This window comes from Jiangella ureilytica (assembly GCF_004348545.1).
Taxonomy (GTDB): Bacteria; Actinomycetota; Actinomycetes; order Jiangellales; family Jiangellaceae; genus Jiangella; species Jiangella ureilytica.
In genome coordinates, this window is record NZ_SMKL01000049.1 from 1 (window position 1) to 23,691 (window position 23,691).

Below are 23,691 nucleotides of genomic sequence, written 5' to 3' on the forward strand. Positions count from 1 at the left end.
GCCCCCGCCCCCGCTGCCCCCGCCTCGGCGGGAGCGGGGCGATGGGTCGCGGCCGGCGCGACTGCGGCCGCGGGCCGCGTTCCCCACCTGGGCGGTGCGTATCGGTGCTCATCGCCACGTGCCCAGTACCACCGCCTCCGCAGCGCGTTCGTGCCTCACCCACGAGGGGCCGCCGATGAGTGAGTTCGAGTTCGACGGCCGGACCGTCCCGTTCACCGACGGGCAGAGCGTCGGCGCGGCCTTGGTCGCGGCCGGCGTGCGCTCGTGGCGGACCACGCGCCGCGAGGGCCGCCCGCGCGGCGTCTTCTGCGGCATCGGCATCTGTTTCGACTGCCTGCTGGTGGTCGACGACGTGCCCAACCAGCGCGCCTGCCTGGTCCCGGCGACGCCGGCCATGGTCGTGCGCACGCAGGAGGGAGACGGCCGTGGCCACCTCGCCGTATGACGTCGCCGTCGTCGGGGCCGGGCCCGCCGGGCTGGCCGCGGCGGGAGCCGCCCTCGCCCACGGGGGGCGGGTCGCGTTGATCGACGCCGGGCGGCAGCCCGGCGGCCAGTACTGGCGGCACCGGCCCGGCGATCTGGGAGCGGTCGCCGACCTCCACCACGACCTGGGCGCCTTCCGTGCGCTGGTCGCCGGTGTGGCCGGTGCCGTCAGGTACTTCGGCCATCACGTGTGGAACGTCTCCGGCTCGGTGGCCGACGGCTTCACCGTCCGGTCCGTGGCCGGTGACTCCGAGCAGTCCGAGCAGGAGATCGCCGCCACCAGCCTGGTGCTCGCCCCCGGCGCGTACGACCGGCAGGTCCCGTTCCGCAGCTGGGACCTGCCGGGCGTGTACACCGCCGGGGGCGCTCAGGCCCTGCTCAAGGGGAACGAGGTCGTCGTGGGCCGGCGCGTCGTGGTCGGCGGCACCGGGCCGTTCCTGCTGCCGGTCGCGGCCGGCCTGGCCGCACGCGGCGCCCGGGTCGTGGGCGTGTACGAGGCCAACGGGCCCCTGGGCTGGGTCCGGCACACCGGCGCGGTCCTGCCCGTCGCGGCCAAGCTGACCGAGGGCGCCGGGTACGCCGCCGCGCTGGTCCGCCACCGGGTGCCGTTCCGGTCGCGCCGAGCGATCGTCGCCGCGCACGGCGACGGCGCGCTCGAGGCGGTCACCGTCGCCCGGCTCGACGCCGAGTGGCGCATCGTCGCAGGAACGGAGCGCGTCGTCGAGTGCGACGCCGCCGCCGTCGGCTGGGGGTTCACGCCGCAGCTCGAGCTGCCGCTGGCACTCGGCGTCGCCACCCGGGTCGACGCCGACGGCTCGCTCGTCGTCGCCGTCGACGAGCACCAGCTCACGTCCGTGCCGGGCGTGTTCGTGGCCGGCGAGGCCTGCGGCGTGGGCGGCGCGGCGCTCGCCGTCGCCGAGGGCGAGATCGCCGGAGCGGCCGCGGCGGTCACCGCGACCGGGGGCACGCCCGCCCCGGCACCACCGCGCCTGCACCGCCGGCGCCGGGCGTTGCGCCGGTTCGCGACCGCCATGCACACGGTGCACCCGGTGCGCGACGGCTGGCAGACGTGGCTGCGCGACGACACGCTCGTGTGCCGCTGCGAGGAGGTGACGGCCGGCGAGGTGAAGGCGGCCGTCGACGACCTCGGCGCCACCGACGCGCGCACGGCCAAGCTGTTGAGTCGGGCCGGCATGGGATGGTGTCAAGGACGGGTGTGCGGGTACGCCACCGCATGCCTCACCGCGTCGGCCCGTGAGTCAGCCTCTGCGTCGGCGCCCGATTTACAGGGGGTGAGCGAACGGCCGATCGCCGCACCGATCTCGCTCGGCCGGCTGGCTGGCGACGCCGGTCACATCGGACAACAGTGACATTTCACATGTCACTAAGATATTCTGCAGGAAGCACTCGACGACGGCGTCCGGCGCCCGGCGTCCGATCGTCCACGACTCACCCCGTCCCGGATGGAAGGCTCACGCATGTCTGACGTCGATCACGCCGTCGGCGCGGCCGTCGAGGCGGCCGCGCCATTCGAGCAGGCCGGCCGCGACCGCCGGGCCGCGGGCCTCGACGCCGTCGCCGACGCGCTCGAGGACGACCGCGACGCCATCGTCTCCACCGCCGACACCGAGACCGGCCTGGGTGCCACGCGCCTCAACGGCGAGCTCACCCGCACCACGTACCAGCTGCGGCTGTTCGGCGAGGTGCTGCGCGAGGGCTCGTACATCGAGGCCACCATCGACCACGCCGGCGACACCCCCATGGGCCCCAGGCCCGACCTGCGCCGCATGCTCGTGCCGATCGGCGTCGTGGGCGTCTTCGGCGCCAGCAACTTCCCGCTCGCGTTCAGTGTGCCCGGCGGCGACACCGCGTCGGCCCTCGCTGCCGGCTGCCCCACCGTCGTCAAGGCGCACCCGTCGCACCCCGAGACCAGCCGGCGCGCGTTCGCCGCCATGCGGGCCGGGCTGGCCGAGGCGAAGCTGCCCGAGGGCGCGCTCGGCCTCATCGAGGGCCTCGAGGCCGGCGCCGACCTGGTGCGCCACCCCGACGTGCGCGCGGTCGGCTTCACCGGCTCCACCCGGGGCGGCCGGGCACTGGCCGACATCGCCGCCGCGCGGCCGCAGCCCATCCCGTTCTACGGTGAGCTCGGCAGCCTGAACCCCCTGGTCGTGACGCCCCAGGTGGCCGCCGGCCGGGCCGACGAGTTCGCCGCCGGCTACATCGGCTCCGTCACCATGGGCGTCGGCCAGTTCTGCACCAAGCCGGGCCTGCTGTTCGCCCCCGCCGGCGCCGACGGCGACGATCTGCGCGCCGCTCTGGGCAGCAAGGTCGCCGAGGTCCCGGCCGGGCGCATGCTCAACGACGGCATCCGCGACGCCTTCCAGAGCGAGATCGAGCGCCGACGGTCCGACTCCCGGCTGCGGCTCCTCGGCGACGGCCGGGGCGACGACCCCGCGCTCGGCCGCCCGGCGCTGTTCGCCGTCGACGCCGCCGACCTCGACGCCGAGCTGCTCGAAGAGACCTTCGGCCCCGCTGCCCTGGTCATCGAGTACCGCGACACCGACGAGCTGCTGAGCGCGCTCGACCGCCTCGACGGGCAGCTGACCGCCACCGTCCACGCCGGCGACGGCGAGACCGAGCTGGTCGACCGGCTGCATGCGGTGCTGCGCCGGCGCGCCGGCCGGCTGCTGTTCGGCGGCTTTCCCACCGGCGTGGCCGTCACCTGGGCCATGCAGCACGGCGGGCCGTACCCGTCGGCCAGCCTCAGCGCACACACCTCCGTCGGGCCGACGTCGATCCGCCGGTGGCTGCGCCCCGTCTCGTACCAGAACGCACCAGAACACGTTCTCCCCGAGGAGCTTCGCGATGCCGATCCCGGTATTCCGCGGCGAGTGGACGGCATTCTGCAGACCTGAGATTCGGCCATTCGCCCCAGTTGTCCAGTTCTTCACACATAAGTGAAATGTTATATAGTATAGAAATGGAGCCCCGCATGAACCGTCGTGAAAAGCCCTGGCACGGCGTTCTGGTTGCTACTCCCACATTCTTCCGTGACGACCTGTCGGTCGACTTCGACCGGTACGCCGACCACGTGCGCTGGCTCGCCGACGGCGGCTGCCACGGCGTGTGCGTCAACGGGTCGCTCGGCGAGTACCAGGTCCTCACGGACGACGAGCGGGCCAAGATGGTCGAGGTCGCCGTCGAGGCGGCACCCGAGGGCTTCACCGTCATGGCCGGCGTCGGCGCGTACGGCGCCCGCGAGTCGCGCCAGTGGGCCGAGCAGGCCGGCGAGGCCGGCGCCGAGGTCGTCCTCGCGCTGCCGCCCAACTCCTACCGGGCCGACGATCGCTCGGTCGTCGACCACTACCGCGAGGTCGCCAAGGCCGGCCTGCCGGTGTCGGCCTACAACAACCCCATCGACACCAAGGTCGACCTCACCCCCGCATTGCTGGCCGAGCTCTACCACGAGGGTCTCATCGTCGGTGTCAAGGAGTTCACGGGCGAGTCGCGGCGCTCGTACGAGATCGGCGAGCTCGCCCCCGGCCTCGACGTCCTCATCGGCACCGACGACTCCGTCGTCGAGGTCGGCCTGGCCGGCGCCAAGGGCTGGATCTCCGGCTTCACCAGCGTCTTCCCGCGCGAGAGCGTCCGGCTGTACGACGCCACGCTGGCACACGACCTCGACACCGCGCTGCCGCTGTACCGCACGCTGCACCCGCTGCTGCGCTGGGACTTCCACACCGAGTTCGTGCAGGCCATCAAGCTGTCCATGGACGTCCTCGACCTCGGCGGCGGCCCCGTCCGGCAGCCGCGGCAGCCTATGCTCCCCGAGAGCGCGGCCGTCGTGCGCGACCTCACGCGGCGCATCGCCGCGGAGTTCTCCACGGCGAACGTCGCCTGAGAGCCGGACCACCGAGGAGCTCCGACGATGCGGTCCAAGCGGATCTTCCACACCGTGGAATCGCACACCGAGGGCATGCCGACGCGCGTCGTCACGGGCGGCGTCGGCACCCTCCCAGGCGCCACCATGGAGGAGCGGCGCCAGTGGTTCATCGAGCACTCCGACCACCTGCGCCGGCTGCTGATGTTCGAGCCGCGCGGGCACTCCGCGATGAGCGGTGCGATCCTCCAGCCCCCCACCCGGCCCGACGCCGACTGGGGGGTCGTCTACATCGAGGTGTCCGGATGCCTGCCGATGTGCGGGCACGGCACCATCGGCGTGGCGACGGTGCTGGTCGAGACCGGCATGGTCGAGGTCACCGAGCCCGTCACCACCATCCGGCTGGACGCCCCGGCCGGGCTGGTGGTCTGCGACGTCGCCGTCCGCGACGGCGCCGCGGAGTCGGTGACCATCCGCAACGTCCCCTCCTACACCGACCGGCTCGACGCGAAGGTCGACGTCCCCGGCTGGGGCACCGTCACGTACGACCTCGCCTACGGCGGCAACTTCTACGCGATCCTCGACGCCGGCCAGCTCGACCTGCGGGTCGACGTCGCCCAGAAGGACCGGCTGCTCGAAGCCGGGCTGGCGATCATGGACGCCATCAACGAGCACGACGCGCCGGTGCATCCGGAGAACCCGGACATCAACGTCTGCCATCACGTCCAGCTGGTCGACCCCGGCTCGGACGCTCGCAGGTCACGGCACGCCATGGCCATCCACCCCGGCTGGTTCGACCGGTCACCGTGCGGCACAGGGACCTCGGCCCGCATGGCCCAGCTCTTCGCCCGCGGCGAGCTCCCGCTCGACACCGATTTCGTCAACGAGTCGCTGATCGGCAGCCGATTCGTCGGACGGCTCGTCGGCGAGTCGAGCGTGGGGGATCATCCCGCGGTGATACCCACAGTCACCGGGCGCGCCTGGGTGACCGGAACGGCACAGTACTTCCTCGACCCCACGGATCCCTTTCCCGAGGGCTTTCTCCTTTAGGGTTGAAGAGGTGGGATATCTCGCACGAACGCGACGTCGCAGTGGCGCTCGGCCGCCGTGCTGCACCGGAAGGACCACAGATGGCTGAACTGCGGCAGTTGGCTCTGCCGTCATTCGCACGGCGGATGAGCGTCAGAGAAGAGGTCGCCGACGCATTGCGTGGCGCCATCGTGTCCGGCGAGATGAAGCCCGGGGAGCTCTATTCCGCCCCAGGGCTGGCCGAGCGCTTCGGCATCTCCGCCACCCCGGTGCGCGAGGCGATGCTCGACCTCGTCAAGCAGGGGCTGGTCGAGGTCGTCCGCAACAAGGGCTTCAAGGTCACCGACATGTCGGAGACCGACCTCGACCAGATCACCCAGATCCGCGAGCTGCTCGAGCCGCCCATCGCGGCCCAGGCGGTCGCGCTGATCTCCGAGCAGGAGCTCACGCACCTGCGCAACCTCGCCTCGGCCATCGTCGACGCCGCGGCCGACGGCGACCTCATCAGTTACATCGGCGCCGACCGCGAGTTCCACGTCCGGTTGTTGACGGCCAGCGGCAACCAGCGGCTGGTCCGCATCGTCGAGGAGCTGCGCGCGCAGACGCGCCTCTACGGTCTGTCGTCGCTCGCCACCTCGGGCCGGCTGGTGGCCAGCGCGCGCGAACACCTGCAGATGTGCGACCTCATCGAGGCCGGCGAGGCGCAGAAGCTGCAGGAGCTCATGCGCACCCACATCGGCCACATACGCCGCGAATGGGCCGGCCGCGAGGGCTGACGTCCCGTGGCGGGTCCGTGAGAGCGCTCTCACCGCACCCTTACCGAAGACTCAGACGCCGGCGCAATGCTGGTGTCAGCGCAGGGGGTGACACGACTCCCCCCAGCGTCGGGTGCCCCCCGGGCACGAGGCCCGACGCCGCCGGCCGAGCCCCCCTCCGCCGTGCGGCGCGGGCCTCGTGGCGTTCCGGCGACCTCGTAGCGCTCCCCACCCAAGTCGATCTTGGAGTGACTGCGGGTTCATCGGGCATTTCGGCCCCCGCTTCCGCGGTTACTCCAAGATCAACATCGGCGTGGGGTGAGGGCCCCTGCCCTTGACGGCCCCTCGAACCGCTCAGTACCATGCCACATCACACACGGTTGTTACCGGTAACCGCATTCACGGCGCGCAGATCGCCGCCCGGACGGCGGCCGCGGCGTCCCGAACCAGCCGGGCGCGACACCGACCGCATGCACCGAACTCCGTCGCGCCTCGACGGAGAACCGCTCCTCCTCGGACAAGGAGAACCACATGAAGAAGGACCTGTCCCGGCGCTCCGTCCTGCGCCTGGGGGCCCTGGCGGCCGCAGCCCCGGCAGTCGGCACCGTGGCGGCCGGGGCTGCCGGCGCCGCGACCGGCGGTGCCGCAGCGGCCGCCGGCGTGGCGGCCGGCCCGCTCGAGACCAGCCTGCCCAGCCTCCCCGTGGCGGACAGCTGGCAGGTGCGGCCGTTCACGCTGAGCCAGGTGACCCTGGGCGACGGCGTCTTCAAGGAGAAGCGGAACCGGCTGCTCAACTACGCCCGCGAGTACGGCCCCAGCGTCGTCAACGGCGTTCGCGACGACAAGCGCGGTCCCGACCGCATGCTGCGCAGCTTCCGCGTGACGGCCGGCCTGGACCACAAGGGCGTCAACCCGATCGGCAGCTGGGAGTCCCCCGACGGCAACCTGCGCGGCCACTTCAGCGGCCACTTCCTCACGCTGCTCGCGCAGTCGTGGGCGTCGACCGGTGAGCAGATCTTCAAGGACAAGCTCGACTACATGGTCAATGGGCTCGGCGAGTGCCAGGACGCGTTGGCCGCGCAGGCCGCGCAGCCGACCCCGCGGGTGGCGGGGCGCAACGGCACGGCCATCCGGTTCTCCGGCACCCCGAACGGCCACATCACCGGCGACGCCGACGTCATCAAGCTGCCGGCCGGGATCGTCGCCGGGCTGAGCGACTTCACCGTCGCCGCCTGGGTCAACCTGGCCGTCCGCGACGACAACGCGCGGCTGTTCGACTTCGGCCACCCCGGCGACGCGGCCTCGGACACGCTGTCGCGGATGTACCTGTCCGTGCACAACGGCGGTGGCCCGCGGTTCGGCATCACCACCAGCGGCTCGGCCGGCGAGCAGCGCATCGAGGCGACGACGGCGCTCACGGCGGGCCAGTGGGCGCACGTGGCGATCGTGAAGTCCGGCGGCACCGGCACCATCTACGTCAACGGGGTCGCGGCCGGGACGAGCGCGCTGAGCCTGTCGCCGTCGGACCTGGGCAGCACCTCGGACAACTGGATCGGCCGGGCGCAGTACCCGCAGGTCAACATCAAGTTCCTGAACGGCCTGGTGGACGACTTCCAGATCTTCGGCCGCGGCCTGAGCCCCGAGGAGATCACCGCCGTCGTCGCCGACGCCGCGTCCGCCGGGGCCGACTCGCGGGTCGCCTGGTACCGCTTCGACGAGGCCCCGGGCCCGACGATCACCGACTCGTCCGGCAACGGCCGGCACGGCGAGTTCTTCGGCGCCACCGACGGCCGCCGCCACCCCGGCTTCCTGTCTGCCTACACCGAGGCGCAGTTCATCAGGCTCGAGGAGTTCACCACTTACAGTGGCACCGGCATCTGGGCGCCGTACTACACGCTGCACAAGATCATGCGCGGACTCATCGACGCGCACCACCTGACCGGCAACGAGCGCGCCCTCGAGATCGTCAAGAAGATGGGCGACTGGGTGCACAGCCGGCTGTCCACGGTCTCGCGCGACCGCCTCAACCGCATGTGGTCGCTGCACATCGCCGGCGAGTACGGCGGGTCGAACGAGAACCTGGCGCACCTCGCCGCCATCGAGACCGACCCCGAGCGGTCGGCCCGGTATCTCGTCGCCGCCAAGGCGTTCGACAACCGGCGCACCGTCCTGCCGGCCGCCATCGAGGACCGCGACGTCCTGACCGGCATCCACGTCAACCAGCACGTGCCGCAGTTCACCGGCTACCTGCGCATCTACGAGCAGGACACCGAGGCCAACGCCGAGTACTACACCGCGGCCCAGAACTTCTGGAACATGATCATCCCGCAGCGGATGTTCAGCCACGGCTCGGCCGGCGGCCAGTACGGCGCCGCGCCCGGCCGTCCGGCGAACACCAACCCGGAGCTGTTCCAGCCGCGCGGCGACATCTCCGAGTCGCTGCACTACCAGAGCGCCACCTCGGGCTCCTCGAGCGGCGGCGGCGAGACCTGCTCGACGTACAACCTGCTCAAGCTGACCCGCAACCTGTACTTCCACGACCCGGACCCGGCGTTCATGGACTACTACGAGCGCGGGCTCACCAATCACATCCTGGGCTCGCGCCGCGACAACGACAGCGCCAGCGACCCGCAGGTGACGTACTTCCTGCCGGCCCACCCCGGCGCCACCCGCGGCTTCGGCAACAACGGCACCTGCTGCGGCGGCACCGGCATGGAGAACCACACGAAGTACCAGGAGACCATCTACGCGCAGTCGGCCGACGGCTCGACGCTGTACGTGAACCTCTACATCGCCTCGACCCTGACCTGGGCGGAGAAGGGCTTCACCGTCACCCAGGTGACGGACTTCCCGCGCCAGGACTCGACGTCGGTCACGATCGACGGCAGCGGCCCGCTGAAGGTGCTGCTACGGGTGCCGTTCTGGGCGACGCGCGGCTTCACGATCAAGGTCAACGGCGCCGCAGTGGCAGGCACGCCCGAGCCGGGGACGTACTTCGCCCTGGACCGCACCTGGGCGGCCGGCGACCGCATCGACATCTCGATGCCGTTCGGCCTGCGTACCGAGCGCGCGCTGGACGACCCTCAGGTCGAGAGCATCTTCAACGGCCCGGTGGTGCTGCCGGCGCTCAACGCCCAGCGGGCGTGGCGGACCTTCTCGTTCTACTCCCGGCTCAAGCTCGACGGCGACCTCACTGCCGCCGTCACGCCCCTGGAGGAGCCGAACTTCTTCGCCACGCACGGCCACACGCTGCGCCCGCTCTACGTCGGCATCAACGAGGCGCACCACGTGTACTACAAGCGGGTCGAGCCGAAGGTCGTGTTCGGCTCGATCGACTCGGGCGTCTCCAACGAGGCCCGCGACGACGACGGCGACAGCTTCCTGGACAAGGTCTGGGCGGCGGCGCCCTTCCAGGGCCACGGCGAGTTCGTCGCCCGCGTCGAGGCGGTCGCGTCGGACTGGCAGGCGGCCGGCCGGTTCACCCGCCGCGAGCGGCAGAACGTCATCGTCGCGGCCTCGAAGGCGCAGTCGGAGCTCCGCGTGGAGTGACCGCGCCCACCTGATCAGGCGGAGGTGCGCCGGCCCGGGACCGCAGCCCGGGCCGGGGTACCTCCGTCACTCCTTCCGGGGTCCGTAGGCCGCCAGGAAGACGTCGGCGGCGCTGTCGGCGAGGTGCTCCAGCTCGTCCGGGGGCGTCACCGCGGAGGAGCCGGCGAACATCATCCGGTTCATCGGCTTGTACATGACGAGCCCGGCGAAGTGGTAGGCCGCCAGGGTGGGGTCGGGCAGCTCGCGCAGCAGGCCGCGGCCGGCCATGCGCTCCATCGCCTCGCCCAGCAGCACCAGCGACGGGTGGAAGGCCTGCTGCCACCAGGTGCCGGACACGTCGGGGAACCGGTCGGCCTCGGCGATGACCAGCCGCCGGAGCTGGAGCACCTCGGGCCGGCTGAGGCTCTGCAGGAGCTGGCGGCCGACGTCGCGGAGCGCGGGCAGCGGATCGGTGGCGTCGTCGAGCGTCGCGTACGCGCGGGCGAGCTGGTCGCCCAGCACCGACGTGCGGCCGAGGATGATCTCGGCGAACAGGTGCTCCTTGTCGGCGAACTGCTTGTAGACCGTCTGCTTGGACACCGCCGCCTTGGCGGCCACCTGGTCCATGCTGGCCCCGATGTAGCCGTGCTGCAGGAACACCTCGGCCGCCGCCTCGATGATGGCCCGCCGTTTGCGCGCTGTGCGGCCTTCCTCGACGTCCTCCAGAACCACGGTTCCTCCTCGGTCGCTGCCAACAGAGTACTAGACAGTTCCGTACTCGTGTGAGTACTGTACCGTCTAGTTCTAATCCACCGCATCGCACACCCCGAGATCGAGGAGTACGGACATGAGCACGGTCACCTCCAAGGACGGCACCACCATCGCCTTCGACGCCGTCGGCAGCGGCCGGCCGCTGATCATGATCGACGGCGCCACGGCCTACCGCGCCGTGAACCCGCTGAACGCCCAGACCGGAGAGCTGCTGGCCGACGAGTTCCGCACCTACGCCTACGACCGCCGCGGCCGCGGCGAGAGCACCGACACCGCGCCGTACGCGATCGAGCGTGAGATCGAGGACGTCGCCGCGCTGGTCGAGGACGCCGGCGGCGGCCCGGCCGTCATCTTCGGCTGGTCCTCCGGCGGCGTCCTGGCCCTGGACGTGGCCGCATCCGGCCTGGTGCCGGTCAGCCACGTCGCGGTGTTCGAGCCGCCGTTCGTCGTCGACGACACCCGCCCGCCGCTGCCGTCCGACTACGTCGAGAAGCTCGACGCCGCCGTCGCCGCCGGGGACCCGGGCGAGGCGGTCGCGATCTTCATGACCGACGCCTCCGGCGGCAGCCGCGAGGACGTCGAGGGTCTGAAGCAGAGCGACTTCTGGCCGATCATGCTGGGCATCGCGCCCACCATCGCCTACGACGGCCGCATCATGGGCACGACGATGTCCGGCAACCCGCTGCCGGCCGACCGCTGGGCGTCGATCACCGTTCCCGTCCTGGCCATGCACGGCATCGACACCTGGCCGACGCTGATCCCGGGCCCGAAGGCGCTGGCCGAGCTGCTGCCGACGGCGACGCTGAAGCCGGTGCCGGGCGAGAACCACGCCACCACCCCCGAGGTGCTCGCGCCCACGCTGCGCGAGTTCGTGCGGGAGGCCTGACCGTGGGCCGCATCGTCGTCACCGAGTTCATCAGCCTCGACGGAGTCGTGCAGGCGCCCGGCGGCGAGGACTTCGAGTACCAGAACTGGAGCTTCGAGTTCGACCGCGGAGACGAGGGCGAGCAGTTCAAGACCGACGAGGCGCTCGCCGGCGAGGCGCTGTTGCTCGGCCGCGTGACGTACGAGGGCTTCGCCGACGCCTGGCCCAAGGAGGAGGGCGTCCTGGCCGACAAGCTGAACGGCATGCGCAAGTACGTCGTCTCCAGCACGCTCACCGACCCGATGTGGAACAACACCCAGGTGATCAGCGGCGACGTCGCCACCGAGGTCGCGAGGCTCAAGGACGAGGTCGACGGCGAGCTGCAGGTCGCCGGCAGCATCCGGCTGGCGCAGGAGCTCCTCGAGCGCGACCTCGTCGACGGGCTGCACCTCATGACGTATCCGGTGCTGCTCGGCCACGGCCGCAAGCTGTTCGGCGAGACCCCCGACCGGACGCGGTGGCGGCTGACGGAGTCGCGTCCCGTCGGCGAGGGCGTCCTCATCACCCTGTTCGAGCGGGACCGTGCCTAGAGTGGTCGCATGAGTGACGATCCTGTCGGCGTGGTGATCCGCTGGGAGGACGCGGGTGGCGAGTGGCGTGTCGTCGCCCGCACGGCGACCACGGCCACCGTCGCCCTCTGCCGCTGCGACGGCGGAGAGGAGGTCGACCGGTTCACCTCCGCCGACCCGGCGCTGCTGGACTTCCTGGCCGCCCGCCGCAGCGGCTCGGACTAACCCCGGTTCAGCGCGCGGAGCGGGCCGGAGAGCCGGTCGGCGAGGGCGGGATCGACGTGGGTGGCCTCGGTGAGCAGGGCCTCGGTCGCGGCGGCGAACGCGCGGCGCAGGGTGGCGTCGTCGAGCCCGCCGACGAGGGAACCCAGCAGAGGCTCGAGTACGGCCGGCGGCAACCGGTCGACGCCGCGGCCCTGCCAGGCGGGGAGGTCGTGATGGAGGCAGGCCAGTGCGATCACCTGCTCGCGCAGCCCGTCGATCATGTGCACCGCCTGCCAGGCCCGGCCGCGCTCGATGCTCGACCGCGCGTGCAGGGCGTACAGCCAGCCCATGCTGACCAGCCCGGCGGCCTCGGGCGGCGCGGCCGCCGGCTGCTCGCGGGCGGTGCCGAACAGCAGCCGGAACGTGGGGGCGATGGCGCCGAACTCCGCGGCCGGCGCGAACGCGACATCCACCTGCAACGTGTTGGCCAGCAGGAACACCCGATAGATCGTGCCGTCGCGCGGGACGTCGTGGTGGGCGACGGCGCCGTGCGCGTCGTACATCGCCGCGGTCCAGCCGGCGATGACCGCGGCCTGGTCGGCGCCCTCGGCGAGGCCGAACGCGAGATCGATGTCGGACCAGCGGTCCTCGGCACCCGCGGCGGCGGACCCCGTCAGTGCAACGCCCTCGATGCGGTCGTCGGCACGAGCGGCGGCGATCAGCGTGTCGCGCAGCGCCGAGCGCTCGTCCGGAGTGAACACGACTGGTCAGACTACGTCAGCCGAACACCCAGCCACCGTCGACGGTGAGCACCTGGCCGGTGACGAACGCGCTCTCGTCGCTCGCGAGGTAGACGAAGGTGCCGGTGAGGTCGTCGGCGTTCCCTCGGCGTTTGAGCGCCTGTACGGCGGTGATCTGCGCGAACACGGCGTCGGCGTCGGGATCGAGCTCCTGTTCGTGCTCGGTGCGGATGGCGCCGGGCATGACGGCGTTGACGCGGACGCCGTCGGGCCCGGCCTCGCGGGCGAGTGCCCGGGTGAGGCCGATGATGCCGGCCTTGCTGGCGGTGTAGTGCAGCGCGCCGGTCTGTCCGGTGCGGGCCATGACGCTGCTGACGGTGATGATCGAGCCGCGGCCGCCGGCGACGAGGTCGGGGTAGGCGGCGCGGGCGAGCAGCCAGCTCGCCCGCAGGTTGACGGCGAACACGCGGTCCCAGTCGGCGACGGTGATGTCTCGCCACGGCGTGCGAGCCGAGAGCGCGGCGTTCGCCACCACGATGTCGAGCGGGCCGAGGTGGGCGCGGGTGCCGGACACGAGGTCGTCGACGGCGGCGGGGTCGGCGAGGTCGGCGCCGAGGGCGACGGCCTTCGTGCCGGCCGTGCGCAGCTGCGCGGCGAGGTCCTCGGCCGGTCCGGACATGGCGGCCACGGGCTCGTGCGCCAGCGCGAGGGAGGCGCCCTCGGCGGCGAACGCCCGGGCCACGGCCGCGCCGATGCCCCGGGAGGCGCCGGTGACCAGTGCCACCCGCCCCGCCAACCGGCCGTGGTCCATTCCTCGCGCTCCGTTTCAGCAGACGCAACGGTCGGTTCGAATTGTCCGCAGCGCGACTATCCGGTGTCAACCGGAACGGCCTCGGAGCGCCGGAGGCGTGCGGAGCTAGCGGGGCGTGCGGTCGGCCAGCAGCGCCGCCACGCCGGGCGCGACCGGCCGCCACGCTCCGTCGCTCCAGCTCAGGGTGCCGGTGTGCACCCAGACGACCGGGTGGTCGCCGTCGCCGTCGCCGTCGCCGGCTCGGGCGCCGGCTCGGGCGTCGGCTCGGGCGTCGAGGCACCACGCTCCGCCACCGCCGTCGAGCGCGATCGGGACGGCGGCGGGCATGTAGCTGTCGAACGCGTAGCCCTCGTAGTGCGCCGGCATCCGGCTGCCGAGCCACTCGAACTCGACCTCGGCGCCGTCGACGGTCCGGACACAGGACTCGACACCGGCGGACAGCAGGGCGGCCAGCGCCGGCGGCAGCCGGAACGGCCCGCCACGGCCGAGCAACCGACCCAGCTCGCGCTCGACGGCGGCCAGCGCGTCCGCGGGCACGGCGGCCCCCGTGTCGACGACGTCGAAGCCGGCCGCCCAGGGTCGCCCGCTCATGCCACCACGCTAACGGGCCAGTCCCGCGACCGCCTCGACGGCCGCGTCGACCTGCTCGGGCGTCGTGACGATGCTGGCGCCGAACCGCACGTACGGCTCGCGGTACGGCGTCACTGTGGCGACGATGCGCTGGTCACGCAGGCGATCGACGACCTCGAACGGGTCCTGGCCGGCGACCTCGACGCAGACCAGCCCGGCGGACAGTTCGGGGTCGCGGGGCGTGACCACCCGCACGCCGCTGGTCTCGGCGAGGCCGTCCTTGAGCCTGGTCGCCAGCTCCTGTGTGCGGGCGGCGACGCGGTCCGGGCCGATCTCGCGGTGGAACGCGAACGCCTCGGTGACGGCCCAGCGGTGTTCGAACGCCTGGTAGCCGCCGGGTGTGTTGCCGACGCCGAACGGGCTGGGCTGGTCGTCGCCGGTGAGCCAGTTGACGAAACTGGGCGCGGTGAACGACGGGATGGCCGGCGCGACGCCGGCACCGGTGGCCGCCGCCGCCCAGACGATGCCGGTGCCCCGCGGCCCGAACAGCCATTTGTGGGTGCCCGACACGAACACGTCGCAGCCCAGGCCGCCGGGCGACGCGGCATCGGCGCCCAGGCCGTGGACGGCGTCGAGCACGACGATCGCGCGGTCCTCCTCGGCCCGCCCGGCGTTGGCGGCCGCGACGGCGTCGGCGATCGCGCGCACCGGGATCTTCACCCCGGTGCCCGAGTGCACCCAGGTCAGCGCGACGACCCTGGTCTGCGGGCGGATCGCGGCGGCGACCCGGCCGGCCATCTCGTCCGCGCCGGTCGCGGCGGGGTCGTCGTAGAGCGGGACCTGCTCGACCTCGGCACCGGTGCGCGCGGCGGACAGGCGGAGCGCCTCGTGGGTGGCGTAGAAGTCGTGCGTGGTGGTGAGCACGTGGTCGCCGGGATTCAGGGCGAGCCCGTGGTAGACCAGGCCGAGGCCCATGGTCGTGCTGTCGGTCAGCGCCACGTCGGCCGGTTCCACGCCGAGGTAGCCGGCCGCTGCGGCCCGAACCTCCTCGTCGCGGGCGACCTCGTCGGCGACCGCTGCGGCAGGGTCGGTGTCCAGTGCCTCACGCCACCGCTCGACGGCCGCTCGCACGGGCGCCGGGTGGCTCGCCAGCACGTAGGCGGCGAAGTGGGCGAGCTCGGGGTCGAGCGCGAACTGGGCGCGAACGGCGTCCCAGTCGCCCAGATCGGACTGGGGTGCCTGGCTCTCGCCGGCCGGCGACGAGGCGCCCTCGGCCGGGTCGTCGCGCGACGAGCACCCGGCGAGCAGTGCCGGAGCACCGGCGGCCAGGAGCGCGCCTCCGGCCAGCACCGTCCTGCGGTTCACCTGCGCAAGCGCCATGACGCGACGCTACACGCCCGGCGGACGCGCGGACGCCCTCAGCGCTGGTAGAGCCCGACCAGCGTGCCGCGCGCGAGCATGGCGCCGTCCGCAGCGCGATACACGTCGTCGACGGAGGGATCGGCCGGCAGCTCCGGCGCCCGGGCCAAGGCGTAGAGGCGGAAGACGTATCGGTGCGGACGCTCACCCGGCGGCGGTGCCGGCCCGCCCCACCCCTCCTCGCCGAAGCCGTTGCGCCACTCCCGCCCACCGGTCGGGCGGCCGTGCTCGGGGACGCCGGCACTGTGCGGGTCGATCCCGGTCACGAGCCAGTGCAGGAAGTGGCCGCGCGGTGCGTCCGGATCCTCGCAGAGGAGCAGCAGCTCGGTCGCCTCGGGCGGGACGCCGACCCACTCCAGCGACGGCGACACGTTCTCGCCGTCGTGCGCATGACGGGCGGCGATGAATGCCTGGTCCTCGAAGTCGGGGCTGCGCAGTTCGATCACGGCCATGGGTGTCCCCTACCCGCGCAGCCCCTGCCGACACACCGGCCCGACCCTGTCGGACCCCCTACCTACTCTCAATCCATGCCCTCCAGCCCACACGAAGGTCTCGTCGAACTGTTCCGCCAGCGGCCTGCCCTGGCGGCGGAACTGCTCGCCGAGCCCTTCGACGTCGACCTGCCGCCGTACGAGCAGATCCGCATCGAATCCGGCGACCTCGGCGACTTGGTGCCGACGGAGTACCGTGCCGCCTGGTCATCGCGCTGCGCGATGACCAGGACCAGCCCGTGCTCGCCATCGTGGTCGAGGCACAGCTGGCGATCGACAGGGGCAAGGAGTGGAGCTGGCCGGTCTATCTCGCCACACTGCGAGCCCGGCTGAAGTGCCCCGCCATCCTCCTGGTGGTGTGCACGCACCCCGCCGTGGCTCGGTGGGGCATCACGCCGATCCCCATGGGACAGCCAGGCTGGGTGCTCACGCCGCTGGTGCTGAGTCCGGGTCTGGTGCCCACCATCACCGATGCCGAGGAGGCCGCCAGAACCCCCGAACTGACGATCCTCTCGGCCATGGCGCACGGCAGCGGGCCGCACGGATCCGCGGTGCTCAAGGCGTTGATCAGCGCCTTCGAGACACTCGATGAGCCCTTTGCCACCCTGTATTCTGACGTTGTGCACAGGTCGCTGCCCCAGGCAGCGCGGCACTGATGGAGGCCATCATGACCACCACGAGCTACGAGTACCAGAGCCCGTTCGTCCGCCGCTTCGTCAACCAGGGTCGAGCCGAAGGCGAGGCCAAGGGCGAGGCCAGGGCCCTCCTCACCGTGCTCGCTGCTCGTGGCCTCGAGGTCGGCGACGACACCCGCGCCCGGATCGACGACTGCGACGATCCCGATCAGCTCAACCTGTGGATCAGCCGAGCGGTCACAGCCGAGTCCGTCGACGACGTCTTCGTCTGAACGCTCTCAGAGGAGGGCGGGGAGGCGGGCGCCAGGAGCTCGAAGTCCCGCGCGCAGGTGTAGGCGTGCGCCGACAGGCGCATGACGGCCCGCCCGCCGAACATCGTGACGCTCGCACGCAGAATCACGGCCGGCCTGCTGGGCGCGCTCACCGTGGTGGCGCTACGGCCCGCCGTGGCCGCCGCCCCCGCCTGACCACACGTCGCCGGCCGTCACGACAGGACTGAGCGGCTGGTCGGAGTCTCCGCCGACCGGCCGCTCAGTCGTGCGCCGCCCCCGGGGGGTCTGACGGATGTCGGGCCGCCTCGGTCGTCGGTGACGAGGAGGCGGACGCGAGATCGGCGATGTCATGGCCCGAGTCGCGCTCTCGTCTGCGCGACGACACTCGTCAGCGCCGTTCCGAAGACAATGGGAAGGGCCGCACCGCTACGCCTGGAAAGGCGGAGGGAATTCCTCCGTCCATGCGCTGTCATGGGTGGTGATGTGCCGGTTGACTGCCGGATTCAGGCCCGGTCAGGGGGCGGAGAAGGGGATGAATCGCCCGGCGGCCGCGGCCGGGGGCGCCCCCGCCCCGACGCCACGGGATTGTCGCGGGCACTATGTTCCCGGTAACGTCGCGGCGCTGAGACGTAGGATCATTCCGGCGTCGGCCGGGGTCCCGGCACCGTTGCCGCCGTCATGTACTCGCGTGGGAGGAAAGATGAGCGCCGGGAACTCGGACGACAAGCCGAACCTCCGGTCCATCGCGTCCCTCGCCGGCGTCTCGCACATGACCGTGTCGCGCGTCCTCAATGGTCACCCCAACATCCGCCCGGCCACCCGCGAGAAGGTGCTGCGGGTCGTCGAGGAGCTGAACTACCAGCGCAACAGCGCCGCCCGGGCGCTGGCCACGCGCAAGTCGCGGCGCATCGGCGTCATCGTCGACCGCCCGGTCGAGATCGGGCCCGACAGCACGCTGCGGGCCGTCGAGCACGCCGCCCGCGAGGCCGGCTACTCGGTCAGCTCGGTCGCCGCCTCCCCCGACGACGACGGCGTCATGCCGCGCGAGGCGGTCGACTACCTGACCGCCCACGGCATCGACGCGCTGTGCGTCATCGCGCCGCGTGCGTCCTCGGTCGACGTCCTGCGCGAGCTGACCGACGGCATCCCCACGCTCATCGTCAAGGCCGACGACGACGCCAACTTCCTCACCGCCTCGGTCGACCAGCGCCTCGGCGCCACGCTCGCCGTCCAGCACCTGATCGACCTCGGCCACCGCGAGATCGTCCACGTGGCCGGCCCGCTCGACTGGCTCGACGCCCGGGCTCGCGAGCGGGGCTGGCACGCGCGGCTGAAGCGGGCCGGGCTGCACATCCCGCCGGCGTTCGTCGGCGACTGGTCGGCCGACTCCGGGTACGAGTTCGCGGTCGCCTTCGACGAGCTGCCGCCGTTCACGGCGATCTTCGCCGCCAACGACCAGATGGCGCTGGGCATCCTGCACGGCTTCCGCGAGCGCGGCATACGGGTCCCCGAGGACGTCAGCGTCGTCGGGTTCGACGACCTGTCGGTCTCGCGACACTTCCTGCCGACGCTCACGACGGTGCGGCAGGACTTCCACGCCCTCGGAACGCTCGCCGTCGAGATCCTGGTGGCGGCACTCGAGGGCGACAGCACCGAACGGCGTTCTCGGATCGCACCGGAGCTCATCATCCGGGAATCCACCGCCAGCCCTCGCGTGATGTAGCTGTGAACCGTACAATTTCACATCTTGCGTGGCCTTCTTGTTCCCGGTAACATCTCCGCCGTTCTCCCGACATGTCCCATGTCGGCACACTCACGAACCACGCCGGAAGGCACGGGTCTCAAGGAGGAGATCGATGCGCAGCATCCCACGAGTCGCACGGGCCTTCGCGGTCACGGGGGCTCTCGCCCTCGGTCTGGCCGCGTGCGGCGGCGGCGACGACGACACGGCCAGCGGTGACGGCGGCGGCGAGGGCGGCGACGAGATCGTCACCGTCGGCTTCGTCGCGGTCGGCCCCGAGGGTGGCTGGCGGCAGGCCAACGAGGCGAACGTGCAGGACACGTTCACCGAGGAGGCCGGCTTCGAGCTCAAGTACGCGCCGGCCACCAACCTCGACCAGCGCTCGCAGATCGACGCGTTCACCTCGTTCGTCGACGAGGGCGTCGACGTCATCCTGCTCTCGGCGACCGAGGGCGCGGGCTGGGAGGACTCCCTGCGCCGGGCCCAGGAGGCCGAGATCCCGGTCATCCTCGTCGACCGGGGCATCGAGCCGGACGACACCAGCCTGTACGTCACCCGGATCGCGCCGGACAACTACGAGGTCAGCACCTCGGTGGCCGAGTGGGCCGTCTCGGCGTTCCCCGACGGCGGCAACTACTTCGTCCTCGAGGGCCCGGCCGGTGTGTCGGTCGTCAACGAGCGCAACCGCGGCTGGGACGACACCGTCGGCGCGGTGCCGAACCTGGTGAAGGTCGGCGCGCAGACCGCGAACTGGTCGACCGAAGAGGCCAAGAGCGTCTTCGAGACCGTTCTGCGGGCCAACAACAACGACATCCAGATCGTGTTCGCACAGAACGACGAGATGGGCCTCGGCGCCGCCATCGCGGTCGAGGAGGCCGGCCTGACGCCGGGTGTCGACGTCCAGATCGCCACGATCGACGGCACCAAGCCCGCGCTCGAGGCGCTGGCCGAGGGCCGCCTGAGCTTCGTCGCCGAGTACAACCCGCTCTTCGGCGAGACGTTGCTCGAGGTCGTGGACAAGGTGCTGAACGGCGAGGAGGTCGAGCCGTACATCGTCGTCCCGAGCGAGACCTTCGACTCGCCCGAGGCGGCCGCGGCCGCTCTGCCCGACCGCAAGTACTGATCCGCAGACGACGCGGGGTCCCGGCACCATCGGGGCCCCGCATCGCCGCAGGTTCCACCGTCCGTCCGTACCGACTCGCACCAACGATGGGGGCCCGTCAATGACCGGAGCGCCACCGATCGTCGAGATGAAGGACATCTCGATCTCGTTCCCCGGGGTCAAGGCCCTCGACGAGGTCGACTTCCGGCTGTTCCCCGGCGAGGTGCACACCCTCATGGGCGAGAACGGCGCCGGGAAGTCGACCCTGATCAAGGCCCTCACAGGGGTCTACAAGATCGACTCCGGGGAGATCCTGGTCGACGGCGAGGAGCGCCGGTTCGGCGGCACCGCCGACGCCCAGGCCGCCGGGATCGCCACCGTGTACCAAGAGGTCAACCTCTGCAGCAACCTGTCGATCGGCGAGAACGTCATGCTCGGCCACGAGGTCCGCGGCCCGTTCGGCATCAACTGGAAGGCGACGCACCGCGCCGCCGCCGAGGTGCTGTCCACGCTCGGCCTCGACCACCTCGACCTGCGCCGCCCGCTGTCGACGCTGTCGCTGGCCGTCCAGCAGCTGGTCGCCATCAGCCGGGCGATGATCACCAAGCCGAAGGTGCTGATCCTCGACGAGCCGACGTCCAGCCTCGACGCCAACGAGGTCGCCAACCTCTTCACCGTGATCAGGCGGTTGCGCGGCCAAGGCGTGGCGATCCTCTTCGTCACCCACTTCCTCGACCAGGTCTACATGATCAGCGACCGCATCACGGTGCTGCGCAACGGCGCCTTCGTCGGCGAGTACCCGACCCGCGAGCTCGATCGCACGACGCTGATCTCGAAGATGATCGGCAAGGACTTCGCGACGCTGCGCTCCCTGGGCAGCGAGCGGCAGTCGCACCACTACGAGCCCCGCGGCGAGCCGCTGCTCAGGGCCGAGGATCTGGGCCGCAAGGGCTCGACGGAGCCGACGGACCTCGAGCTGCACCAGGGTGAGGTGCTGGGTCTGGCCGGCCTGCTCGGCTCCGGCCGGACGGAGCTGGCCCGGCTGCTGTACGGGGCCGACCGGCCCGACAGCGGCACGGTGTGGCTGCGCGGCAAGAAGACCGACATCCACAACCCGACGTCAGCGCTCGGGCACCGCATCGCGTTCTCCAGCGAGAACCGCCGCGACGAGGGCATCATCCGCGACCTCACCGTCCGCGAGAACCTCGTCCTCGCCGTCCAGGCCAAGCGCGGCTGGTTCCGGCCGCTGACGCGCAAGGAGCAGGACGCGCTGACCCGCAAGTACCTGACCGAGCTCAACGTGCGCCCCGCCGACCCGGAGCGCCCCATCAAGTTCCTCTCCGGCGGCAACCAGCAGAAGGTGCTGCTCGGCCGATGGCTGGCCACCGAGCCCGATCTGCTCATTCTCGACGAGCCCACGCGCGGTATCGACGTCGGCGCGAAGGCGGAGATCCAGGCCGCCGTCGCGGCGCTGGCCGCCAAGGGGGTGGCGGTCGTGTTCATCTCCTCCGAGCTGGAGGAGGTCGTCCGCCTGAGCGACCGCATCATCGTGATGAAGGACCACCGCAAGCTCGCCGAACTCGAGAACGGCCCCCATGTGACGGCGGAGACCATCGTCGCCGTCATCGCCGACGAGGGCGACGACGAGGAAGGTGACACGGAATGACCGACGTGGCGTCGCGGATCGCCGCCAACCGAGGGGCGATCGTACGCAACCAGGCCTTCTGGGGTGTCATCGCGATCGTCCTGCTGCTGGCGATCAACGTCATCAAGGACCCCGGCTATCTCGCCATCGGCTACAACGACGAGACCGGGCACCTGTCCGGCAACCTCATCGACATCCTGCGCGCCTCCGCCCCGATCCTGATGATCGCGGTCGGCATGTGCCTGGTGGTCGCCACCAGCGGCATCGACCTCTCGGTCGGCTCGATCATGGTGGTGGCCGGCGCGGTGTCGATGGAGCTGCTGCGCGGCATGGACGGCACCGCCGGGAACGCCGCGCTGACGCTGGCGATCGCCCTCGGCATCGCGACGGCGCTGGGCGCGGTGAACGGCATCCTCGTCTCCGTCGTCGGACTGCAACCGTTCATCAGCACGCTGGTGATGATGCTGGCCGGCCGCGGTATCGCGAAGGTCATCACCGGCGGGCAGAACACCACCGCCGACAACGACTCGTTCGCCTGGCTGGCCAACGGCTACGTCGTCGGCATCCCGGTGGTGTTCCTCCTCTCGATGGCCATCGTCGCCCTCGTGTGGGTCCTGGTGCGCCGCAGCGCGTTGGGGCTCATGCTCGAGGCGATCGGCATGGACTCGCGGGCGAGCCGGCTGGCCGGCGTGAAGCGGCGCAGCCTGCAGCTGACGGTGTACTCAGCCAGCGGCCTGCTGGCCGGGGTCGCCGGCGTGTTCGCGACGGCGAGCGTCATGACCGTCGACGTCTCGCGGACCGGCTACCAGCTCGAGCTCGACGCGATCCTCGCGGTCGTCATCGGCGGGACCTCGCTGGCCGGTGGCAAGTTCTCCATCGGCGGCGCCGTCATCGGCGGCCTGCTCATCGCGACCCTCGACAAGACGGTCGTGTTCCTCGGCGTCCCGGCCTCGGCGACGCCGGCGTTCAAGGCGATCGTCATCGTCGTGCTCTGCCTGCTGCAGTCCGAACGTGTCCGCAACCTGTTCCGCAATCGCCGAGCCCTCCGGGCCCAGTCGCAGAAGGAGGTCGTCCCGGCATGACCGTGACCACTCGGCCGCCGACGGGGTCCGCTCCCGGCCCGGCATCGTCGCGCCCCTCGCTCTCGGACCGGCTGGGGGCGCGGCTCTCGGCCCTGCCCACCGTGGCCGCCCTGCTCATCTTCGTCGGGATGATCATCTACGGCGAGGCCGCCTACGGCCGCATCGTGCAGTTCAACACGCTGTCGAACCTGCTGGTCAACAACTCGCACCTGATCATTCTCGCCGTCGGGCTCACGTTCGTGATCCTCACCGGCGGCATCGACCTGTCCGTCGGCGCCGTCATCGCCTTCAGCAGCGTCGCCGGCGTCATGCTGTCCAACGCCGGCTGGCACCCCGTGGCGGCCGTGCTGGTGATGGTGCTCATCGGCTCCGCGCTGGGGCTGGTCTCGGGCGTGCTCATCCAGTACTTCGGGGTCCAACCCTTCATCGCGACCCTGGCGACGATGTTCCTCGCCCGCGGGCTCGCGTCGATGCTCAGCACCGTCCCCGAGCGGCTGGCCGACGACTCCGCCATCCGCGACCTCGCGGCCCAGCTCAAGATCGTCGACGGCGACAAGGTGAACGACCTGGTCATCACGCCCGGCGTGATCGCCGCCATCGTCATCGTGGTCGTCGGCTTCACGGTGCTGCACCGGACCCGCTTCGGCCGCACGGTCTACGCCATCGGCGGCTCGGAGCAGTCGGCGACGCTCATGGGCCTGCCCGTCACGGCCACGAAGCTGGGCATCTACGTCATCAGCGGCACCCTGGCCGGCATCGCCGCCGTCGTCTACACCTCGCGGCTGGGCAGCGCCCAGAACATCACCGGCATCGGCTGGGAGCTCGACGCCATCGCCGCGGTGGTCATCGGCGGCACGCTGCTCACCGGCGGGACGGGGTTCGTCCTCGGTTCCGTGGTGGGGGCGCTGGTGCTCGGCCTGATGAACGTCCTCATCACCCGCGACGGCGGCATCCGCCCGGAGATGACGACCATCATCACCGGCGGCATCCTGCTGGTGTTCGTCATCCTGCAGCGTGTCCTCGCCGCCCGGCGCCGAGGGGAACAGGCCTAGCCTCGGCTCGTTCCGCGATCATCCGGGATCGGCCACACCATCACGTG

23 protein-coding genes are annotated in these 23,691 nt (G+C 71.6%); 17 read left to right on the forward strand and 6 right to left on the reverse strand.

Annotated features, from left to right (window positions below; genetic code table 11):
• The first annotated feature begins 175 nt into the window (after positions 1-175).
• The 7 genes from E1212_RS19775 to E1212_RS19805 all read left to right on the forward strand — a co-directional run bounded on the left by E1212_RS19775 (position 176) and on the right by E1212_RS19805 (position 9,696).
• Complete coding sequence (locus tag E1212_RS19775; RefSeq protein ID WP_131985603.1) at positions 176-445, forward strand: (2Fe-2S)-binding protein; 270 nt, start codon at positions 176-178, stop codon at positions 443-445.
• Positions 426-1,853, forward strand: a complete 1,428-nt coding sequence (locus E1212_RS19780) for a (2Fe-2S)-binding protein (RefSeq protein WP_131985605.1) — start codon at positions 426-428, stop codon at positions 1,851-1,853. Before E1212_RS19775 ends, E1212_RS19780 begins: the two co-directional genes overlap by 20 nt.
• A gap of 108 nt (positions 1,854-1,961) precedes the next feature.
• Complete coding sequence (locus E1212_RS19785; RefSeq protein WP_238992417.1) at positions 1,962-3,398, forward strand: aldehyde dehydrogenase (NADP(+)); 1,437 nt, start codon at positions 1,962-1,964, stop codon at positions 3,396-3,398.
• A 77-nt stretch (positions 3,399-3,475) separates the two neighbouring features.
• Positions 3,476-4,384 (forward strand): dihydrodipicolinate synthase family protein, encoded by a 909-nt coding sequence (locus E1212_RS19790; RefSeq protein WP_131985609.1) that lies wholly within the window; start codon positions 3,476-3,478, stop codon positions 4,382-4,384.
• 27 nt (positions 4,385-4,411) lie between these two features.
• Positions 4,412-5,413 carry a proline racemase family protein gene (locus tag E1212_RS19795; RefSeq protein WP_131985611.1) on the forward strand — a complete coding sequence of 334 codons (1,002 nt, stop codon included), beginning with the start codon at positions 4,412-4,414 and terminating at the stop codon, positions 5,411-5,413.
• 80 nt (positions 5,414-5,493) lie between these two features.
• A complete protein-coding gene (locus tag E1212_RS19800) occupies positions 5,494-6,168 on the forward strand; it encodes a GntR family transcriptional regulator (RefSeq protein ID WP_131985613.1) in 675 nt (224 codons plus the stop codon).
• Between the two features lie 510 nt (positions 6,169-6,678).
• Positions 6,679-9,696 (forward strand): beta-L-arabinofuranosidase domain-containing protein, encoded by a 3,018-nt coding sequence (locus E1212_RS19805; protein ID WP_162605552.1) that lies wholly within the window; start codon positions 6,679-6,681, stop codon positions 9,694-9,696.
• A gap of 66 nt (positions 9,697-9,762) precedes the next feature.
• Here E1212_RS19805 and E1212_RS19810 read toward each other — a convergent pair whose 3' ends face one another.
• Positions 9,763-10,407, reverse strand: a complete 645-nt coding sequence (locus tag E1212_RS19810; protein WP_203417022.1) for a TetR/AcrR family transcriptional regulator — start codon at positions 10,405-10,407, stop codon at positions 9,763-9,765.
• 115 nt (positions 10,408-10,522) lie between these two features.
• Here E1212_RS19810 and E1212_RS19815 point away from each other — a divergent pair, with 115 nt between their 5' ends.
• The 3 genes from E1212_RS19815 to E1212_RS19825 are packed head-to-tail and all read left to right on the forward strand — an operon-like array spanning position 10,523 to position 12,105.
• A complete protein-coding gene (locus tag E1212_RS19815; protein ID WP_131985617.1) occupies positions 10,523-11,332 on the forward strand; it encodes an alpha/beta fold hydrolase in 810 nt (269 codons plus the stop codon).
• 2 nt (positions 11,333-11,334) lie between these two features.
• Positions 11,335-11,901 carry a dihydrofolate reductase family protein gene (locus E1212_RS19820; RefSeq protein ID WP_131985619.1) on the forward strand — a complete coding sequence of 189 codons (567 nt, stop codon included), beginning with the start codon at positions 11,335-11,337 and terminating at the stop codon, positions 11,899-11,901.
• 9 nt (positions 11,902-11,910) lie between these two features.
• Positions 11,911-12,105: a hypothetical protein gene (locus E1212_RS19825; RefSeq protein WP_131985621.1), complete on the forward strand. Its 195-nt coding sequence runs from the start codon at positions 11,911-11,913 to the stop codon at positions 12,103-12,105.
• On the opposite strand, the gene E1212_RS19830 is transcribed toward E1212_RS19825, so the two are convergent.
• The 5 genes from E1212_RS19830 to E1212_RS19850 form a co-directional block, all read right to left on the reverse strand.
• Positions 12,102-12,845: a nucleotidyltransferase domain-containing protein gene (locus tag E1212_RS19830; protein WP_131985623.1), complete on the reverse strand. Its 744-nt coding sequence runs from the start codon at positions 12,843-12,845 to the stop codon at positions 12,102-12,104. The two genes, E1212_RS19825 and E1212_RS19830, sit on opposite strands and share 4 nt — an antisense overlap.
• Before the next feature lie 16 nt (positions 12,846-12,861).
• Positions 12,862-13,635, reverse strand: coding sequence for an SDR family NAD(P)-dependent oxidoreductase (locus E1212_RS19835; RefSeq protein WP_131985625.1), 774 nt, complete (start codon positions 13,633-13,635; stop codon positions 12,862-12,864).
• A gap of 105 nt (positions 13,636-13,740) precedes the next feature.
• Positions 13,741-14,226 (reverse strand): hypothetical protein, encoded by a 486-nt coding sequence (locus E1212_RS19840; RefSeq protein WP_131985627.1) that lies wholly within the window; start codon positions 14,224-14,226, stop codon positions 13,741-13,743.
• A gap of 9 nt (positions 14,227-14,235) precedes the next feature.
• Positions 14,236-15,585 (reverse strand): aminotransferase class V-fold PLP-dependent enzyme, encoded by a 1,350-nt coding sequence (locus E1212_RS19845; protein WP_131985629.1) that lies wholly within the window; start codon positions 15,583-15,585, stop codon positions 14,236-14,238.
• A gap of 38 nt (positions 15,586-15,623) precedes the next feature.
• Positions 15,624-16,076, reverse strand: coding sequence for a YbhB/YbcL family Raf kinase inhibitor-like protein (locus E1212_RS19850; protein ID WP_131985631.1), 453 nt, complete (start codon positions 16,074-16,076; stop codon positions 15,624-15,626).
• A gap of 278 nt (positions 16,077-16,354) precedes the next feature.
• Here E1212_RS19850 and E1212_RS30070 point away from each other — a divergent pair, with 278 nt between their 5' ends.
• The 7 genes from E1212_RS30070 (at position 16,355) to E1212_RS19880 (ending at position 23,644) form a co-directional block, all read left to right on the forward strand.
• Positions 16,355-16,771 (forward strand): hypothetical protein, encoded by a 417-nt coding sequence (locus E1212_RS30070; RefSeq protein ID WP_203417023.1) that lies wholly within the window; start codon positions 16,355-16,357, stop codon positions 16,769-16,771.
• An 11-nt stretch (positions 16,772-16,782) separates the two neighbouring features.
• Complete coding sequence (locus E1212_RS30075) at positions 16,783-17,022, forward strand: hypothetical protein (protein ID WP_203417024.1); 240 nt, start codon at positions 16,783-16,785, stop codon at positions 17,020-17,022.
• Between the two features lie 700 nt (positions 17,023-17,722).
• On the forward strand, positions 17,723-18,745 hold the full coding sequence (locus tag E1212_RS19860; RefSeq protein WP_131985633.1) for a LacI family DNA-binding transcriptional regulator: 1,023 nt from the start codon (positions 17,723-17,725) through the stop codon (positions 18,743-18,745).
• 133 nt (positions 18,746-18,878) lie between these two features.
• Positions 18,879-19,886: an ABC transporter substrate-binding protein gene (locus tag E1212_RS19865; protein ID WP_131985635.1), complete on the forward strand. Its 1,008-nt coding sequence runs from the start codon at positions 18,879-18,881 to the stop codon at positions 19,884-19,886.
• Between the two features lie 100 nt (positions 19,887-19,986).
• Entirely contained in the window at positions 19,987-21,531 is a 1,545-nt protein-coding gene (locus E1212_RS19870; RefSeq protein ID WP_131985637.1) for a sugar ABC transporter ATP-binding protein, read from the forward strand.
• Positions 21,528-22,592 (forward strand): ABC transporter permease, encoded by a 1,065-nt coding sequence (locus E1212_RS19875; protein ID WP_131985639.1) that lies wholly within the window; start codon positions 21,528-21,530, stop codon positions 22,590-22,592. Before E1212_RS19870 ends, E1212_RS19875 begins: the two co-directional genes overlap by 4 nt.
• Positions 22,589-23,644, forward strand: coding sequence for an ABC transporter permease (locus tag E1212_RS19880; protein ID WP_131985641.1), 1,056 nt, complete (start codon positions 22,589-22,591; stop codon positions 23,642-23,644). The genes E1212_RS19875 and E1212_RS19880 overlap by 4 nt, the downstream gene beginning before the upstream one ends.
• The last annotated feature ends 47 nt before the right edge of the window (positions 23,645-23,691 follow it).